We start from the raw sequence: 16,758 nt of genomic DNA, 5'->3' as shown, positions 1-16,758 counted from the left end.
CTGTCCATGTAAACCGCCAAGGCCGCTACGGATATGGCTAAAATAACCGCACATTTTCCCGAGGAGGTGGCCGATGGAGGCTCTCGATAATTTGCTTAACCGTGTTTCCGCCCCGCGTCTGTTGGACCCGGCGCCGACGCCGGCCCAGCGCGACATCCTGTTCGCCGCGGCCATGCGCGCGCCAGATCATGGGCAATTGCGGCCCTGGCGCTTCCTGACGGTGGAAGGTACTGCCCGCGAGCAGTTGGGGCAATTACTGGCCGAGGCGGTACGACAGCAAGGTGGCGAAGTGACCCAGGCGGCGCTCGACAAGGCCTTGGCAATGCCGTTGCGAGCACCGTTGGTGGTGGTCGTGGTTGCGCGTCTGCAGGCGCACTTCAAGGTGCCGAAGTCGGAGCAGGTGCTGGCGGCCGGCTGCGCGGCCCATGCGATTTTGCTGGCGGCGCATGCCCAGGGCATCGGTGCGGTGTGGCGCACTGGCGAGCTGTCCTACTCGCGCCATGTGGCCAAGGGTCTGGGCTTGAGCGACGATGAAGAGGTGATCGCCTTCCTCTACCTGGGCACACCACAGAACGAACTGCGTCCGGCGCCCAAGGTTGATCTGACGGAGTTCGTCAGCGCCTGGTCGGCCTGAAACGTTTTCTGATGATGAAGCGATGGACGAGATGCGTGCCTTGGTCGCGTCCAGCGCACCCTGAACAGCGGTCACGAGTGGCCTGTGTGGTGAGTTCTATGAGTCCATTTCGGCGCCCTAAATCCCTGGCCTGCGTTGCTGTTCCTCGCCATAGCCCGGCTACGGCTCGTCACAGCGCTTTGGCCATGGACTTATGGCATCCGACCTTGAGCTAACGAACTCACCGTACAGGCCACTAGACTACCGCTCCGGGCTCCAACGGTAGATCGAGTTTGGCAACGAACCCTCCCTCGGGATGATTCATCAGAACAAGGCCGCCGCCATGCCGTTCCGCTGCCCGGCGGGCAATTGCCAGGCCCAGGCCATGGCCCGGCGCAGTCTGGCCCGGCGCACGGAAGAACGGTTCGCCCAACTGCGCCAGGTGCTCGGCCTCGACGCCGGGGCCATGGTCGCGGACGCTGATTTCGATTCGTTCGCCCTGGCGCCGCGCTACGACTTCGATGACCCGACCTTCAGGGTTGAAGCGCTGGGCATTGCGCAGCAGGTTGTCCAAGGCTCGTTCGATCATGGTCGGCCAGCCCCTGAAGCGCAGAGCTTGCTCGACATCCAGTTGTACCGGCTGTTGCGGTGAGCCGAGCACGGCTTCCCTTTGCAGGTCTGTCAGCAACGAGTTGAGGTCGACTTCTTCGGCGCTGGCCTGGTCGGCATCGACCCGAGCCAAGGCCAGAATCTCACTGATCAGCGCTTCCAGACGGTCGCATTCGCGGGTCAGCCGCGGCCAAAGCCGCTCACGTTCTGCGGGACCTGAACGTTCGGCCAGGGCCAGGGCGATTCGCAAACGCGCCAGCGGCGAGCGCAGTTCGTGGGAGACATCGCGCAACAACTGGCGCTGGCTGCCGATCAGGCTCTGCAAGCGGGCGCCCATTAGGTTGAAGTCTCTGGCCAGCACGCCGAACTCATCGCGCCGCGCCGCCAGTTTCGCCAGGCTGTTCTGTTGATAGGTGGCCTGGCCCAGGTCGTGCACCGCGCCGCGCAGGCGGCTCAGTGGACGGGTGATCGATAGCGTCACCAGCAGGCTGAACAAGGTCAGCACCACCAGGGCGATACCTAGGGCGCTGAGAGGCCAGAGCAGGCTTTCGCGGTGCCAGGCATCCAATTCGGGATGAGGAATACGGTAGATCAACAGGTAGGTGTCGCCGCTTTTCGGGCTGGTGTATTCGGCGGTCAGGCGCCGCCATGGCAATCGACGGTCATCGTTGTTTTGCCGGGCCTCGAAGGCGGCTGCGCGTTGTGGAAAGGTGCCCCGCACGACCGGGTCGCCACTTTCGTTGAGGACCTGGACATTGATGTGATACTGCTGTTTGCGTTGTTCCAGGATCTCCTGGGCGGCTTCTTCGCCCTGGTTCTCGTAGGTCTGGGTCCATTCTTCGGCCAGGGTTGCCAGGCCGGGATGCCGGCTGAGGATCCAGGCGTCCTGGTTGAGTATGTGCCCGAGCAGAATCGACAACCCCGCGACAAGGGCAATGGCCAGCCAGAAGCTGGCCAGGACGCGCCAGAACAGTGATCGCACAGCAATTCCTCAAACCATCGGATGCAAAGAGGGAACGCCCGACGGGGTTGGCCGTCGGGCTCGGTGTGGCGTGGATTATTGCGCTTTTTGCGCTTGCTGTGCTTTCCAGGCCTTGAATTCTGCCCATTCGGCACGGCGTTCGGCGCGTTTTTTCTGGATTTCGTCGAAGGCCTTTTGCTGATCGGGCTTGAGCAGGGCGCGGATTTCGCTCTGGGTCTTCTGGCGAGCGGCGTCTTTCTCGTTCTTGAAGGCTGTTTGGTCGGCTGCCGGGAGCTTTGCCAGGTACTTCTCGGCCAAAGCCTTGCGGCTGTGCATCTGCTCGCCCATCAGCTTGCCAATCTGCTGGCGCTGTTCGCGGCTCAGGTCCAGTTGACTGTAAGGGCTTCTCCACTGATGCAGGTCGCTGTGAGGGCCACCCATGGCGCCAGTATCTCTGGGCATGGCCATGGCGACGGTCGGCAGGGCAGCAGCGAACATCAGGGCGATAAGGGTCTTGCGCATGGTGTCTCTCCTTGTCTGGGGTCCGGTCGGTCCGGATGGGTACAGCTTAAGGAGATCAAGGTCAGCGGCGGTCAGCGCAGGGTAAAGCTTGGGTAAAGAGGTTGGCACAGGGCGCTGACATTGGCCACGAAGTCGCAATTATCTGCAGGCGTCGGCGGGCTGACGCTGAGGACGCAAGTTGACGGCGTTCCGACCGTCGTGGCCGGCAATCGAGCGTCGATCGGCGTTCCTACCCGAAAGGGATGGCTTACGGCGCATAGTAATAACCCCGGCTGCGTAGCGCGACAATGCGCGGTCGGCCATCGGCGTGCGGACCGATTTTTTTGCGCAGGTTGCTGACGTGCATGTCCAGGCTGCGATCATAGAGGGTCAGCTTGCGGCCCAAGGCGATCTGCGCCAGTTCCTGCTTGTCCAGCGGCTCTCCCGGCTGTTGCAGCAGGGCCTCGAGCAGGCGGCTTTCGGAGACGGTCAGAATGAAATCCTGTTGGTCGATGGTGACCACGCCGCGCACCGGGCTGAAACATAAATCCCCCAGGGCCAGCTGGCTCGGCGTCGCAGTCGGGTGGCTACGGCGCAGCACCGCGCGCAAGCGGGCGGTCAGCTCCCGTGGATCACAGGGCTTGGCCAGGTAATCGTCGGCTCCCAGTTCCAGGCCGAGGATGCGATCCAGGGGTTCGCCCCTGGCCGAAAGCATCACCACCGGCAATTCCGGATGCTCACCGCGCAACTGTTTGAGCAGTTCAAGGCCGCTGCCGTCAGGCAGCATCACGTCCAGTACCACCGCTGCCGGGGTGCTGTCGACTAATGCCTGACGCGCACTGAGGCCGTCGTGGCAGGCACGTACCTGAAAGCCTTCCTGGCTCAACCAACTGCTCAGGAGCTCGCACAGCTCCTGGTCATCGTCTATCAGTAACAGGTCGCTCATGAAGTTCTCGATAACAGATCGCCCGATGGCGTTCTCAATTCAACCATTGCCGGCGCTTTCTGCGTCCGCCACCCGCGAAGATACCGCAGAGCAGGGCCAGGAGTGCAACTGCGCCACCGGTAACGAACCATTGCTGCTGGTCGGTCAGCAGACGGGACGCCGGGCTGGCCTGCGCCTCCCTGAGTTGTAGCTTGAGGCGTTGGTTTTCCTGACGCAACCGGCTCAGTTGAACGCTTTCGCGTTCGGCGTCGGTGTTGGCCAGTTGCTTGCCCAATTCTTCACGCAGTCGCTCGCTTTCTTTCAGGCGTTGGCGCAAATCGGTGATCTGGCCGCCGACACTCAGGGACAGGGGGGTGGTAGCCCCCGCGCCGCTTTCTTCAGCCTGAGCGATTGCCCCAATCGATAACATGACACACAGCAGACACAACGGACCTTTACGCATCGGAAACTCCTGATTCCAATCGGTATTCAGAACGTTGTCGGCTGTCGAAGGAGAATAATGAGCGATTGCAGGCGCGATGCTCCACGGCGAGTCATCGCACCAGCGGCGACTCAGGGCATGGTTTGGCGCAAGGGTTTGACCTGTACATGGTCGTAGACACCGGCGCTGACAAACGGATCGGCATCGGCCCAGGCCTGGGCGGCGGCCAGGCTCTCGAACTCGGCGACGATCAGGCTGCCGGTAAAACCGGCCGCGCCCGGATCGTTGCTGTCGATGGCTGGATGCGGGCCGGCCAGGATCACGCGGCCCTCGGCATTGAGCCGTTGCAGGCGCTCGATATGCGCGGGACGCGCCGCCAGGCGTTTTTCCAGGGAGTTCTCGACGTCGGTGGCAATGATTGCGTAGAGCATGTCAGTCCTCGGTTTTTGGCGTAGCGGGGTCGGCGTCGTGCAAGTGACGGGACAGATAGATGCCCTGGCCGACCAGGAACAGCAACGTCATGCCCAGACTGCCGAATACCTTGAAGTCGACCCAGTACTGTTGAAAGGTGAACGCGACGAACAGGTTGGCCGCGCCACAGAACAGGAAGAACACGATCCAGGCGACGTTCAGGCGTGTCCAGACCGGCTCCGGCAGGTTCAGGGCGTGACCCATGATGCGCTTGATCAACAGGCGGTCGCCAATGAAGTGGCTGCCGGCAAAGGCCAGGGCGAACAGCCAGTTGACCACCGGAGCCTTCCACTTGAGGAAGGTTTCGCTGTGGAAGGCCAAGGTCAGGCTGCCAAATACCAGGCAGGCGATCAACGTCAGCCACTGGCTCTTCTCCAGCTTGCGTTGCTTGACGAACAAGGCGCCATAGACCACCAGGGAACTGATGATCAGTACCGCCGTGGCGCTGTAGATACCGCCGAACGTCACACTCTCGCCAGCGATGTCGAGGATGCGGGGTTCGATTTTATAGACGATGAAAAACAGGAACAACGGGATGAAATCGATGAATTGTTTCACAGTGGCAGCCAGAAGCAGGATGTAGCGGCATAATAACAAACATACTTGCCAGCGAAAGCGCCACCTAGAGGTTATTCAGTTCCCGTGGAAATCGACCTGCATTGCCATAGCACGGCGTCCGACGGCGCCCTCGCGCCCGCGCTGCTAGTTGCCCGCGCGCACGAGAAAGGCGTGCGAGTCCTGGCGCTGACCGACCATGACACCCTCGAAGGCCTTGCAGAGGCCCGTGTCGCGGCCAATGTGCTGGGTATGCAACTGGTCAATGGCGTCGAATTGTCCTGCACCTGGGGTGGCGCGACCATCCATGTGCTGGGTTATGGCTTTGATGCGAATGCACCCGTTCTGGTCGAGGCTATCGCCAGGTTGCATGAGGGTCGTTGGCTGCGCTCCGAGGAAATCAGCCGCAAGCTGGCCCTCAAGGGCATGCCGGGCGCGTTGGAAGGTGCGCGGGCGATCCAGCGGGAACTGGGCGATAGCGGTAATGCGCCGGCGCGGCCGCATTTCGCCGACTTCCTGGTACGCGAAGGTTTCGTCAAGGACCGTGCCGAAGCTTTTCGCAAATGGCTGGGAGCCGGCAAGCTGGGGGATGTCAAACTGCACTGGCCGAGCCTGGACGACACCGTCGGCACCCTGCGCGCAGCCGGCGCCTGGGTCAGCCTGGCGCATCCCTGGCACTACGATTTCACCCGCAGCAAGCGCCGCAGGTTGATTGCCGACTATATTCAAGCAGGAGGCCAGGCGCTTGAAGTGGTCAACGGGCGCCAGCCGGCCGAGCAGGTCGGCAGCCTGGCGATCCTGGCCCGTGAGTTCGGGCTGTTGGTCAGTGCCGGCAGTGATTTTCATGGCCCCGGAGGTTGGTCCGAGATCGGCGAGTATCGCCCGCTTCCCGAAGATCTACCGCCGCTTTGGTGTCGGTTCAACTATGCCCAGCCAACAACCGAATGCGTCTGAACAGGTAGAAAATGTGAGTCAATTTTTCCAGATTCATCCGGAAAACCCGCAGGCGCGCCTGATCAAGCAGGCGGTGGAGATCATTCGCAAAGGTGGGGTGGTGATCTATCCGACCGACTCGTCCTATGCCATCGGCTGCCAGATCGGTGACAAGACTGCGGTCGAGCGCGTGCGGCGGTTGCGGCAACTGGACGAAAAACACAACTTTGCGCTGATCTGTGCCGACCTGTCGCAACTGGGCCTGTTCGCCAAGGTCGACACCGGCCTGTTCCGTCTGCTCAAGGCGCATACGCCGGGGCCCTATACCTTTATCCTGAACGCAACACGGGAAGTTCCGCGGCTGCTGCTGCACCCGAAAAAACGCACTATCGGCCTGCGTATCCCCAGCCACCCGATTGCCCTGGCGTTGCTGGCCGAGCTGGGCGAACCGCTGATGAGCGTGAGCCTGATCATGCCCGGCGACAGCGATCCGATGATTGATCCCTACGAGATCCGCCAGTTGCTCGAACATCAGGTCGAGCTGATCATCGATGGCGGTTTCGGCGGGATCAAGGCGTCCACCGTGATCAACCTGGCCGATGGCGAGCCGCAAGTGGTGCGCGTCGGTTGCGGCGATCCGGCACCCTTTGGGGGCGAGGCCTGAATGTCCGCCGTTGAAACCGTCGACAGCCAGGCTGGAGCGCAGCAGGAACTGCCCTTTGCCATGGTCTACGGCCAGGCAGTCATGGAAATGCCGCTGGATCTGTATATTCCGCCGGATGCCCTGGAGGTTTTCCTCGAAGCTTTCGAAGGCCCGTTGGACCTGCTGCTATACCTGATCCGCAAGCAGAACATCAATATTCTCGACATTCCGGTGGCGGAAATCACTCGCCAATACATGGGCTATGTCGAACTGATGCAGTCGGTGCGCCTGGAGCTGGCAGCCGAATACCTGGTAATGGCGGCCATGCTCGCCGAGATCAAGTCGCGGATGCTGCTGCCGCGTTCGGCTGACGTCGAGGAGGAGGAGGGCGATCCGCGTGCCGAACTGATCCGTCGCCTGCAAGAATATGAGCGGTTCAAGGCGGCTGCCGAAGGCATCGATGGCTTGAGCCGGGTGGGGCGCGATGTCGTCGTGCCTAAGCTCGACGCGCCGCAAGCGCGAGCGCGCAAATTACTGCCGGACGTCAGCCTGGAAGAAGTATTGCTGTCCATGGCCGAAGTGTTGCGCCGTGGCGACATGTTCGAAAGCCATCAGGTCAGCCGTGAACAACTGTCGACCCGCGAGCGCATGAGCGATGTACTCGACCGGCTCAAGGGCGGTGGTTTTGTGCCGTTTGTCGAGCTGTTCAGCGCCGAGGAAGGCAAGCTCGGTGTGGTTGTGACCTTCATGGCAATCCTCGAACTGGTCAAGGAATCCCTGGTCGAGCTGGTGCAGAATGAGCCCTTCGGGGCAATCCATGTGCGGGCCCGAGCCGAATAACGAGCGAATCAATGAATCTGACTGAACCCCGCGAGCTGGCTACGCTGCTTGAAGCTTTTCTGTTGGCCTCGGGAAAGCCGCAATCGCTGGAACGCCTGTACGAGCTGTTCGAGGAAGCCGAGCGCCCAGAGCCGGCAGTCTTCAAGAAAGCCCTGACGCTCCTCGCCAAGTCCTGCGATGGCCGTGCCTTTGAATTCAAGGAAGTGGCTTCCGGCTATCGCCTGCAGATTCGCGAAAAGTTCTCGCCCTGGGTCGGTCGGCTCTGGGAGGAGCGTCCACAGCGTTATTCCCGGGCGATGCTGGAAACCCTGGCACTCATTGCCTATCGCCAGCCGATTACCCGGGGCGAGATCGAGGATGTGCGCGGGGTGGCGGTCAACAGCCAGATCGTCAAGACCCTGCTGGAGCGTGAATGGATTCGGGTGGTCGGTTATCGCGAGGTGCCGGGCAAGCCTGCGATGTTTGCCACCACCAAGGCCTTTCTCGACCACTTCAACTTGAAGAACCTTGACGATTTGCCGCCGCTGGCGCAGCTGCGTGAGCTTGAGCCGGACCCGGTGCTCGATTTCGAGGATGCGCCGGTGCCCGAAAGCCTTCAAGCCCTGGCCGATGCCAGCGCCGATCCGGAGGCGGTGGAGGAGCAGAAGGAAGAAACCAGCTTTCATACCCTGCTGCTGGAGCTGGATTCGATGGAGGAAGGCATCAAGACCGATTTCGACGATTTGCTCAGAGATAGCGAAAGCCCGGTGCCGAGCGGGGAGTCGCGCAGGGAACCCGAGCTGGAGCTGCCCGCAGAGGTCGAGGAGCTGCGTGACGGGTTGGATCCGGATCTTCGCTCCGCCGAAGTGCCTGATGAACCGGAGGAAGATTCAGTCGGCGCCGCCGAGGCTCGCGAGCGGCTGCTGGCCGCGGTCGCCGCGCTGAACGTCGCCGCCCCGCCCGATTTGAGTGATGAAGAAGCAGAGGCCCAGGCCCTGGCCGAAGCCATCGAGAACGAACGGCGTCAGTGGGAGGATTGACTTTTGCCCTGGAAGGCGGATGGGCCGCAATGTGCCCCAAAAACCGACTACCTCTGATCAACGCCCTTTCGAGGTGTGGAAACGACGCGCAGGACATAAAAACCAGCCTGTTAGGTGGTAATTAGCCAAGCTGTTTTAATCGCCTATTATTCTTAGCTCTTTTCAGAAATCGTCTAATTTCCATCCGATGGATCGAACTTAAACCAAGGAAGGTGACGGGTGGCCAAGCAGGTTATTATTGTCGGTGGCGGTGTTGGCGGCACGATGCTTGCCAACCAGTTGGTCAACAAGCTCTATTCGGAGATTCAGCGCGGTGAGGTACGCATTACCTTGCTATCGAATTCGCCTGATCATTTTTATAAACCCGCGTTTATGTACGTGGCCTTCAATCAGTTCTTTGAAGAGGAGCTAAAGCGTCCGGAGCGTTCATTGTTGCGCCCGGAAATTGACTTTCAAGTCGACGAAGTCACGCGCTTCGACTTCTCCGGACAGTACGTGCAGACCCGCGGCGGCAAACGTCATGGTTACGATTTTCTAGTCATCGCAACAGGTTGCATTCCAGCTCCCGAGCGCATCGAGGGGCTTAAAGAGGCGGGCGACCACTTCTATCAATACCCAGCGGCACGGCAATTGGCCCAGCGCTTGAGCACCATAGAAAAGGGCCGAATCTTTATTACGGTGTCTTTCCCCAAGACGCCAAATGTTCCGCACCAATGCGGTATCGCTCCGGTGGAGACGACTTTGATGCTGGACGACTTCCTGCGTCGTCGCGGCGTGCGGGATAAGGTTGAAATCATTTACACCTATCCCACCACCGCCCAACTCCTGCGCAATTGTTTGTTCTTACAGCGACCGACTGGCGAGATTCTTCCAAGCATCTTCGAGCAGAAAAACATCCGCTTTCAGCGCGGTTTTACCTTGAGCAAGGTCGATCCAGGGCGGCGTATTGCCTACTCCGAAGAAGGTGACGAGCAACCCTTCGATATTCTGATGGCGACACCCCCCATTCGTGCGGTGGATGTGGTACTCGAGAGTGGTGCATCGCAGGCCGAGCATGACGAAGGTTGGTTGCCGACCCATCATGAAACGCTACAAGTCTATGGGTTGGAAGGCGTCTATGTAATAGGTGACACAGTGGATCTACCTATCAGCAAGGCGGGAGGAGCCTGCCACAACCAAGCTCCGGTCATCGCCAATAACATCGCTGCCGAAATCCGTCTGGGGGCGCCCTGCGCGGTGTATGACGGGCGCGTCCAAGCGGTGGCACAGATGGGGCTCAATGGCGGGATGCCGCTGTGGTACGACTACACACATGATGTTCTGCCGACTCCGCCGAGCAAGCTAGGCGGGCTGCTTCGCAACGGATTCAACCGCGGCCTGTATTGGGCCGTGGCTCGGGGAATGCTTTGAACCTGCATACGGATGAGTGAAAGTCATGGATGTCGCCAATGAGTTGCCGCAAATCAATACCACTGCCAACGTTCTATCGCCTGGCCACAATGCAGGGCTCGAGGCGCTGCTTGGCAAGCTACAACCTCTGCTGGACGGCGGTCGCATGGATAATATTGCCGATGCTCTAGCTTTGATTTCCGACCTGGTGGATCTGCTGGATTCTGCCTTGGTGGAAAAGCTTGCCGGGTTGTTCGAGAGCGCGACTGCTGTCTCTTGGAGCTTTGGCAATGCGTTGCGTATGGCCAAGGCTGAGACCACGGCGGAGGAAGGTCCCCCCAGTCTCTTTGGGCTACTGTCGTTGCTGCGTGAAACGGACACCCGCCGAGGGATAGCACTGATACTCAGAACACTGAATGTCATCGGAAAGCAACTTTGATCTAAAGGACTAGCTCATGCTTATCAAGCCTCAGCCGTCAACGGCAAGGACTGCCAGTACCCAATGGGATCCCCAGGCATACCTCAAATTCACCCGTCTACGAGAACGACCAGTGGTGGAATTGTTAAACCAGGTCAATCTAGAACATCCTAAACGAATCTATGACTTGGGGTGCGGCACCGGGATTGCAACTCAATTGTTAGCCACACGCTGGCCAGAGGCTGATCTGACCGGCGTTGACAACTCGACGGAGATGCTCGAAGAGGCCCGGAGCTTGCCAATCAAAGCGTTTTGGCAGGCATGCGACCTACAAGTCTGGAAGGCCGATCAGCGAGCAGACCTGTTGTTTGCAGCGGCGGTGCTGCACTTCATCAAGGATCACAAAGTGTTGCTGCCACATTTATTGGCACAACTCAATCCCGGTGGCTGCCTGGCGGCGCATATGCCCAACTGGCGTGATGCACCCTGGTATCAATTGATGCTGGAAACCCTTGAGCACGGCGGTATCAATAACGGACCACTGGGGGATTTGCAACTGCGACGGTCTATGGCCGAGCGTTCGGTGCTGTCACTAGACGATTACTATCGTTTGTTGGCTCCGCTGACCAAGGACGTGGATATCTGGGAAACAGAGCACTTACAGATAGTCGAGGGCAACTCACCGATCTTCGACTGGGTCAAGGTCTCGGCATTACGTCCAGTGCTGCTGGCACTGGACGAGCAAGAACGGCAAAGATTTCTCGATCACTATCTGCCACGTGTTCATCAGGATTACCCACCGGAAGGGAATGGATGCACCCTGTTTCCGTTCAAACGGATCTTCATTCTCGCGACTGTTTGAGCGCGAAGGCGGCGGTGCCCGACATAACGTGGATAACCGCCCGGACTTAACCATCGAAGCCAGGGGGCGGAAAAGTTGCTCTCCAAACCCCTGGAAACGGCGTTCCCACAAACTGCTGCTCGTTAGTGCATGAAACTGCGGATCGGCGTATGATTGGTGCCCCTTCGACGATCCTATCGTCCAGAACAGGCTTTTATCTCTTCAGGCCGAGCCTGAATCGACACACCGGGAGGTGCCCAGATGAGTGACAACGATCAGAAAGACAGCCAGGAAATCGGCCCCGCAGGCGAAAAACTGCAGAAGGTCCTCGCCCGTATCGGCGTTGGCTCGCGCCGCGACGTGGAAGGCTGGATCAGTAAAGGCCGGATCAAGGTCAATGGCAAAGATGCCACTCTTGGCCAGCGCGTCGACCTGCACGACGCCATCACCATTGATGGCAAGGTCATCAAGCGCGAAGAAGCCGCTGAATCGGTGCGCCGCGTGATCATGTACAACAAACCCGACGGCGAAATCTGCACCCGTGACGATCCGGAAGGGCGCCCGACTGTGTTCGATAAGCTGCCGCGTCCGAAAGAGGGCCGTTGGATCAATATCGGCCGCCTGGACATCAATACCACCGGTTTGTTGATGTTCACCACCGACGGTGAACTCGCCAATCGCCTGATGCACCCGTCCTACGAAATGGACCGTGAATACGCGGTCCGTGTGCGTGGCGAGGTTGACGACGAGATGATCGAGCGGCTCAAGGCTGGTGTGGTCCTCGAAGACGGTCCGGCGAAGTTTACCGACATCCAGCAGGCACCGGGTGGCGAAGGCTTCAACCATTGGTACCACTGCGTGGTGATGGAAGGTCGCAACCGTGAAGTTCGTCGCCTCTGGGAATCTCAGGGCCTGGTGGTCAGCCGTCTCAAACGCGTGCGTTTTGGCCCGGTATTCTTGAACTCCGACTTGCCGATGGGCCGCTGGCGCGAAATGACCCAGTACGAGGTCGATATCCTCAGTGCCGAGGTTGGCCTGACGCCGGTGGCGATGCCGCAGTTGAACGCCAAGAGTAAGGACAAGCTGGAGCGGATGCAGCGTAAATCCTCGCGTCCAATGGGCAAGACCGAGCGTGTACGGACCTTGCGTCCGGCCAGCGGCGCAGCCGCCCCTGAGCGTGTATCGCGCGAGCCGCACATCGACGGTGAGCGCCCGGCTCGCAAACCGGCCCCTCGTCAGGATGGTGAGCGCACCCCCCGCGCCCCGCGGCCAGCCGGTCGTGGCGAGTCGCGCGGAACACCGCTGGCGGATCGTCCGGTGGACAGCAAGCGTCCGGCCAAGCCAGCACCGAAGTCCAAGCGTCCAGGTATCAGCCTGGTGGACAAGGACGCGCCGTCGGGCAAGCGTCGTGGCGCCCCGGCCGGTTCTGGCCAGCGCCCTGGATTCGGGCGGCACAAGCCTGAATAAGCGCTGAGCGTCCTGTTGGAATAAACAACGCCAATCCTCGGATTGGCGTTTTTTTTGCCGATCAATTGTGTAATCAGAACGCGAATTGGCCGTCGAATACCGGTTTGCCATCCAGCGCCAGTTCACCACTGGCGAATATCAGGTCCAGGTGGTGACTGCCCTTGGCGCCGCCACCGAGGCCCAGGTGTAGGCCGCAATGCCGTTCCTCGAATCCCGAGTTGCGCGCATACAGCTCTGTTATGCCTTCATTGGTTCCGATGCCTAGCTCCTCGACCCGACGATTGGAGGGGTTGGCACTCAGGTATTTGTTGAAATCGGCTTCCAGGCCCGGCACTTGGCTGGAAACCCGGCTGATGATGGAGTTGTCGATCCACAGCTCCAGGGGGGACTCCAGCACGCCATACTTGCGGGCGAAGGGAATGGTCCCGAGAAAGGTCCCGATAAATTGCACGTGACCATTGATTGTATCGCTGTGGGTGGCGATTTCTCCGGGCGCCAGGTCGTAGTTGCCGACGCCGTTGATATTGGTCCACTTGTGGATGTTGTGCAGCGGCGCCTCCAGGTAGGAGCCATGGCGGTCCTTGAAGCTCAGTATGCTGGCTTGGGAGATCCGTCGGATCAAGGTTTCATTGAGGTCGGCAATGCGCTGGGGACTGACGCTGAAGGTGTCGTAGAAATAGTCGCCGTAATCCTTGAACAGCAGCGACTTACGCCAATGTTCAGCCATCACGCCATGCAGTGCGCGCATGAATTCGGGTCCTTCCGGACGCGGTGGCGAGAGTGTCGAGGAATCGTAGAAGAAGATATACAGGTCGCTGTCGGTAATGGCCTCCTGAAGGATCGGGCTGGGTTGGAGATCCAGGCGCATGGCGTCGAACGAAAAATGCCGGGTACCAGCAGCGTGCTCGATAATGGCGGCGCAGATGTCGGTGTAGTCCAAGGTGTGCCCCACCAGCACTTTCGGATGGGCAACGCCTTCAAGGGCCGGGTGGTGTCCCAGGTAGTAGAGAAAGTGTTCGAGGGCGTGGGTCTTGTCCATGACGTCGTTCCTGGTCCGCATCGAAAAGTGGCGGGTGCGTTGCACCGCCCCCGCCCTGGGATGCCTTTAGAAAGGCCACATCGCGGTGCCGAATGGCACGACCGCATCGGCTTGCATCATTTCAACGGCTGCCTCGTGTGTCGGGGCTTCAAACCAGTCGTCCAGTTGCAGGTCGGTTACCACGTCTTGATCCGATACTTGCATGATGAATCTCCTTATTAAGAATGTCTTGCACGGCTATCGGGCGGTGTTCAAAGAGGCGTACCGGTTTGCACCGCTCGTTGACTCGCCGAAGCGGTTTCGGCAAGTGGGTGAAAATTTAGTGCAGGAACTTCCTTGGTGCAAAAAATAATTCAAAATATTTTTAGATGGATTTTTTATTCTGTTTTTTGCTGAAAAGCTTGCTCAGTAAAAACAATGGTTCAGTCGAAAATATCGGATCGAAAAGCGCTATTCGTCAATTTACAGGCAGTCGAGTTGATTCGCATGATTGGAAGATTTTCGTTACGCAGTGTCAGACAATGCTTACGGATTACCGGTCAAGCCCTTTGAAATCACTCGTCTGGATGCCGTGCAAGGAATAGTTGCCGAGGTTGCGAGCAACCGGGTTTTTTCTGCCGACTGTCCTCCGGCATCGCGGTGGTGTGATGCGCCTACCTGCCGGTCGCAGCTTAGCGGTGTACAATACCGGGCGTTTTAACTGTGACCCAACTGCGTACCCGCATTTTGTCCTGCTCGGTGGCTGCCTCGCGATGCCCCGAAGGCCGTACACTCAAGGCTACCCGCCTTATTCACGCCATCGCGCCACAAGCGTGATGGGTTCGATTTCGTCACGGATAAAAACAAACAGGTGACGCATGACTCGTAATATTTCCTACAATTGCTGCCCTCTGAATGCCTGGCGTCCATGCGGTGGCCTGGTGTGTGTCTCTGCGGTTTCATCTAGCACCCATCGCTGATACCTCGACACCTCATCAAACCTTGCGTGAGACCCTTTGTAATGAGTGGATCCATTCCCCCTTCAGGTGAGCTGAAACGCGGCCTGAAAAATCGTCATATCCAATTGATCGCCCTTGGCGGCGCCATCGGCACAGGGCTGTTCCTCGGTTCCGCCGGGGTGCTGAAATCCGCCGGTCCGTCGATGATCCTCGGCTATGCGATCTGTGGCTTCATTGCCTTCATGATCATGCGTCAACTGGGCGAGATGATCGTCGAAGAGCCGGTGGCCGGCTCCTTCAGCCACTTCGCCCACAAGTATTGGGGCGGCTTCGCCGGTTTCCTGTCGGGTTGGAACTGTTGGCTCCTGTATATCCTGGTGGGCATGTCGGAGTTGACCGCAGTCGGCAAGTACATCCACTATTGGTGGCCGACTGTCCCCACCTGGGCTTCGGCGGCGGCTTTCTTCGTACTGATCAACCTGATCAACCTGGCCAACGTCAGGGTCTTCGGTGAGGCGGAGTTCTGGTTTGCCATCATCAAGGTGGTGGCTATTGTCGGCATGATCGCCCTCGGCAGCTACCTGTTGGTCAGCGGCCACGGCGGCCCTCAAGCCTCGGTGAGTAACCTGTGGGAGCACGGTGGTTTCTTCCCCAATGGCGTTAGTGGCCTGGTTCTGGCCATGGCGATCATCATGTTCTCCTTCGGTGGCCTGGAAATGCTCGGTTTCACGGCAGCTGAAGCCGACCAGCCGAAAACCGTGATTCCCAAGGCGATCAACCAGGTGATCTACCGGATTCTGATTTTCTACATCGGCGCCTTGATCGTGCTGCTGTCGCTGACACCCTGGGACAACCTGCTCAGTAGCCTGAACGGCTCTGGCGACGCCTACAGTGCCAGCCCGTTCGTCCAGGTGTTTTCGATGCTCGGCAGCAACACCGCCGCGCATATCCTCAACTTCGTGGTCCTGACTGCGGCGCTCTCGGTGTACAACAGCGGCACCTACTGCAACAGCCGTATGCTGCTGGGTATGGCCGAGCAGGGTGATGCGCCGCGGATGTTGGCGCGGATCGACAAGCGTGGCGTGCCGGTGCGTTCGATTCTCGCTTCGGCGCTGGTGACCTTCGTCGCCGTGGTCATGAACTACCTGATCCCGCAGCATGCCCTGGAGCTATTGATGTCACTGGTGGTTGCGACCCTGGTGATCAACTGGGCGATGATCAGCTACTCGCACTTCAAGTTCCGCCAGCACTTGAATAGCACGCAACAGGTGCCGTTGTTCAAGGCACTCTGGTACCCCTATGGCAACTATGTCTGCCTGGCGTTCGTGGTGTTCATCCTCGGCATCATGCTGATGACTCCGGGTATCCAGGTCTCGGTGTATGCCATTCCGCTGTGGTTGGCGTTCATGTGGTTCTGCTACGGCCTCAAGAACAAGCGCGATGCCAGACAGCCGGTGCCAGCGGTGAAGTAGGCAATGATGGTGCCAGACAAACCCGGTCCCGCAGCAAATGTACCCGCGTGTGCCTTGTCTGGCCCTCGCTCTCAAACATTTGGTACTGAGCCCATGAGTTAAACCTGGACGTGCGGCGTTCCGATACGCAGGCTCGCCACAAGGGGGGGGCGACTGCAAAGGTTTAAGTGAACAGCATGATGCGGCCCTGTATCGGGTTGGTTATTTCGGTATCCTGAATGCCCTGATGTCGGACGCTTTCACATGCTGGTGATTTCCAACAACGTGCACCTGCCGGATACCGAGATCGAGCTGACGGCCATCCGCTCCCAGGGCGCTGGCGGGCAGAACGTCAACAAGGTGTCCAGCGCGGTGCACCTGCGTTTCGATATTCCGGCCTCGTCCCTGCCGCCGTTCTACAAGGAGCGCCTGCTGGCCCTGCGGGACAGTCGCATCACTGCTGACGGAGTGATTGTGATCAAGGCCCAGCAATATCGAACCCAGGAGCAGAATCGCGCGGATGCCCTGGAGCGCCTGGTCGCGTTGATTCTGGCGGCGACTAAGGTCGTCAAGAAGCGCCGTCCGACCCAGCCCACACAGGGCTCGAAAAAGCGTCGACTGGAGACCAAGAACCAGCGCGGGGCGATCAAGGCAGGGCGCGGCAAGGTCGATTTCTAGGCGAATAACAACGATAGGCTGAGCG

At 59.4% G+C, this 16,758-nt stretch carries 19 protein-coding genes; 11 read left to right on the top strand and 8 right to left on the bottom strand.

Annotated features, from left to right (window positions below; all coding sequences use genetic code 11):
- Window positions 1-73 precede the first annotated feature (73 nt).
- The gene (locus tag AWM79_RS08610; RefSeq protein ID WP_060782614.1) at window positions 74-634 is read left to right on the top strand and encodes a nitroreductase family protein; all 561 of its coding nucleotides are present in this window, start codon (window positions 74-76) and stop codon (window positions 632-634) included.
- 235 nt (window positions 635-869) lie between these two features.
- Here the strand turns inward: AWM79_RS08610 and AWM79_RS08605 are convergent, their stop codons facing one another.
- The 6 genes from AWM79_RS08605 to AWM79_RS08580 all read right to left on the bottom strand — a co-directional run bounded on the left by AWM79_RS08605 (window position 870) and on the right by AWM79_RS08580 (window position 5,080).
- Window positions 870-2,204 carry a sensor histidine kinase gene (locus AWM79_RS08605; RefSeq protein ID WP_060782613.1) on the bottom strand — a complete coding sequence of 445 codons (1,335 nt, stop codon included), beginning with the start codon at window positions 2,202-2,204 and terminating at the stop codon, window positions 870-872.
- A 75-nt stretch (window positions 2,205-2,279) separates the two neighbouring features.
- Complete coding sequence (locus AWM79_RS08600) at window positions 2,280-2,705, bottom strand: LTXXQ domain-containing protein (protein WP_017133491.1); 426 nt, start codon at window positions 2,703-2,705, stop codon at window positions 2,280-2,282.
- A gap of 247 nt (window positions 2,706-2,952) precedes the next feature.
- A complete protein-coding gene (locus AWM79_RS08595; RefSeq protein WP_017133492.1) occupies window positions 2,953-3,630 on the bottom strand; it encodes a response regulator transcription factor in 678 nt (225 codons plus the stop codon).
- Window positions 3,631-3,664: 34 nt separating this feature from the next.
- A complete protein-coding gene (locus AWM79_RS08590) occupies window positions 3,665-4,072 on the bottom strand; it encodes an SH3 domain-containing protein (protein ID WP_017133493.1) in 408 nt (135 codons plus the stop codon).
- 110 nt (window positions 4,073-4,182) lie between these two features.
- Window positions 4,183-4,482, bottom strand: coding sequence for a YciI family protein (locus tag AWM79_RS08585; protein WP_017133494.1), 300 nt, complete (start codon window positions 4,480-4,482; stop codon window positions 4,183-4,185).
- Window position 4,483: 1 nt separating this feature from the next.
- Window positions 4,484-5,080 carry a septation protein A gene (locus AWM79_RS08580; RefSeq protein WP_026013352.1) on the bottom strand — a complete coding sequence of 199 codons (597 nt, stop codon included), beginning with the start codon at window positions 5,078-5,080 and terminating at the stop codon, window positions 4,484-4,486.
- 84 nt (window positions 5,081-5,164) lie between these two features.
- Here AWM79_RS08580 and AWM79_RS08575 point away from each other — a divergent pair, with 84 nt between their 5' ends.
- The 8 genes from AWM79_RS08575 to rluB all read left to right on the top strand — a co-directional run bounded on the left by AWM79_RS08575 (window position 5,165) and on the right by rluB (window position 12,627).
- A complete protein-coding gene (locus AWM79_RS08575; protein ID WP_017133496.1) occupies window positions 5,165-6,031 on the top strand; it encodes a PHP domain-containing protein in 867 nt (288 codons plus the stop codon).
- Between the two features lie 13 nt (window positions 6,032-6,044).
- Window positions 6,045-6,674: an L-threonylcarbamoyladenylate synthase gene (locus AWM79_RS08570; protein ID WP_017133497.1), complete on the top strand. Its 630-nt coding sequence runs from the start codon at window positions 6,045-6,047 to the stop codon at window positions 6,672-6,674.
- A gap of 120 nt (window positions 6,675-6,794) precedes the next feature.
- Window positions 6,795-7,493: a segregation and condensation protein A gene (locus AWM79_RS08565; RefSeq protein WP_176987099.1), complete on the top strand. Its 699-nt coding sequence runs from the start codon at window positions 6,795-6,797 to the stop codon at window positions 7,491-7,493.
- 11 nt (window positions 7,494-7,504) lie between these two features.
- A complete protein-coding gene (scpB, locus tag AWM79_RS08560; RefSeq protein ID WP_060782612.1) occupies window positions 7,505-8,512 on the top strand; it encodes an SMC-Scp complex subunit ScpB in 1,008 nt (335 codons plus the stop codon).
- Window positions 8,513-8,731: 219 nt separating this feature from the next.
- Complete coding sequence (locus AWM79_RS08555; RefSeq protein ID WP_017133500.1) at window positions 8,732-9,922, top strand: NAD(P)/FAD-dependent oxidoreductase; 1,191 nt, start codon at window positions 8,732-8,734, stop codon at window positions 9,920-9,922.
- Window positions 9,923-9,947: 25 nt separating this feature from the next.
- On the top strand, window positions 9,948-10,340 hold the full coding sequence (locus AWM79_RS08550) for a DUF1641 domain-containing protein (RefSeq protein ID WP_017133501.1): 393 nt from the start codon (window positions 9,948-9,950) through the stop codon (window positions 10,338-10,340).
- 16 nt (window positions 10,341-10,356) lie between these two features.
- A complete protein-coding gene (locus AWM79_RS08545) occupies window positions 10,357-11,181 on the top strand; it encodes a methyltransferase domain-containing protein (RefSeq protein WP_060782611.1) in 825 nt (274 codons plus the stop codon).
- 240 nt (window positions 11,182-11,421) lie between these two features.
- Window positions 11,422-12,627, top strand: a complete 1,206-nt coding sequence (gene rluB / locus AWM79_RS08540) for a 23S rRNA pseudouridine(2605) synthase RluB (protein ID WP_060782610.1) — start codon at window positions 11,422-11,424, stop codon at window positions 12,625-12,627.
- Window positions 12,628-12,700: 73 nt separating this feature from the next.
- Here rluB and AWM79_RS08535 read toward each other — a convergent pair whose 3' ends face one another.
- Window positions 12,701-13,666 carry a CgnE/CgnB domain-containing protein gene (locus AWM79_RS08535; protein ID WP_017130114.1) on the bottom strand — a complete coding sequence of 322 codons (966 nt, stop codon included), beginning with the start codon at window positions 13,664-13,666 and terminating at the stop codon, window positions 12,701-12,703.
- A gap of 66 nt (window positions 13,667-13,732) precedes the next feature.
- Complete coding sequence (locus AWM79_RS25265; RefSeq protein WP_017130115.1) at window positions 13,733-13,870, bottom strand: hypothetical protein; 138 nt, start codon at window positions 13,868-13,870, stop codon at window positions 13,733-13,735.
- Between the two features lie 796 nt (window positions 13,871-14,666).
- Here AWM79_RS25265 and AWM79_RS08530 point away from each other — a divergent pair.
- Both AWM79_RS08530 and arfB read left to right on the top strand, forming a co-directional pair.
- Window positions 14,667-16,076, top strand: coding sequence for an amino acid permease (locus AWM79_RS08530; RefSeq protein ID WP_017130117.1), 1,410 nt, complete (start codon window positions 14,667-14,669; stop codon window positions 16,074-16,076).
- A gap of 243 nt (window positions 16,077-16,319) precedes the next feature.
- Window positions 16,320-16,733, top strand: coding sequence for an alternative ribosome rescue aminoacyl-tRNA hydrolase ArfB (gene arfB / locus AWM79_RS08525; protein WP_017130118.1), 414 nt, complete (start codon window positions 16,320-16,322; stop codon window positions 16,731-16,733).
- The last annotated feature ends 25 nt before the right edge of the window (window positions 16,734-16,758 follow it).

The sequence above is a fragment of the Pseudomonas agarici genome (assembly GCF_001543125.1).
GTDB lineage: Bacteria > Pseudomonadota > Gammaproteobacteria > Pseudomonadales > Pseudomonadaceae > Aquipseudomonas > Aquipseudomonas agarici.
Note: the sequence above shows the minus strand (reverse complement) of the source record. Positions and strands in the feature narration are given on the sequence as shown.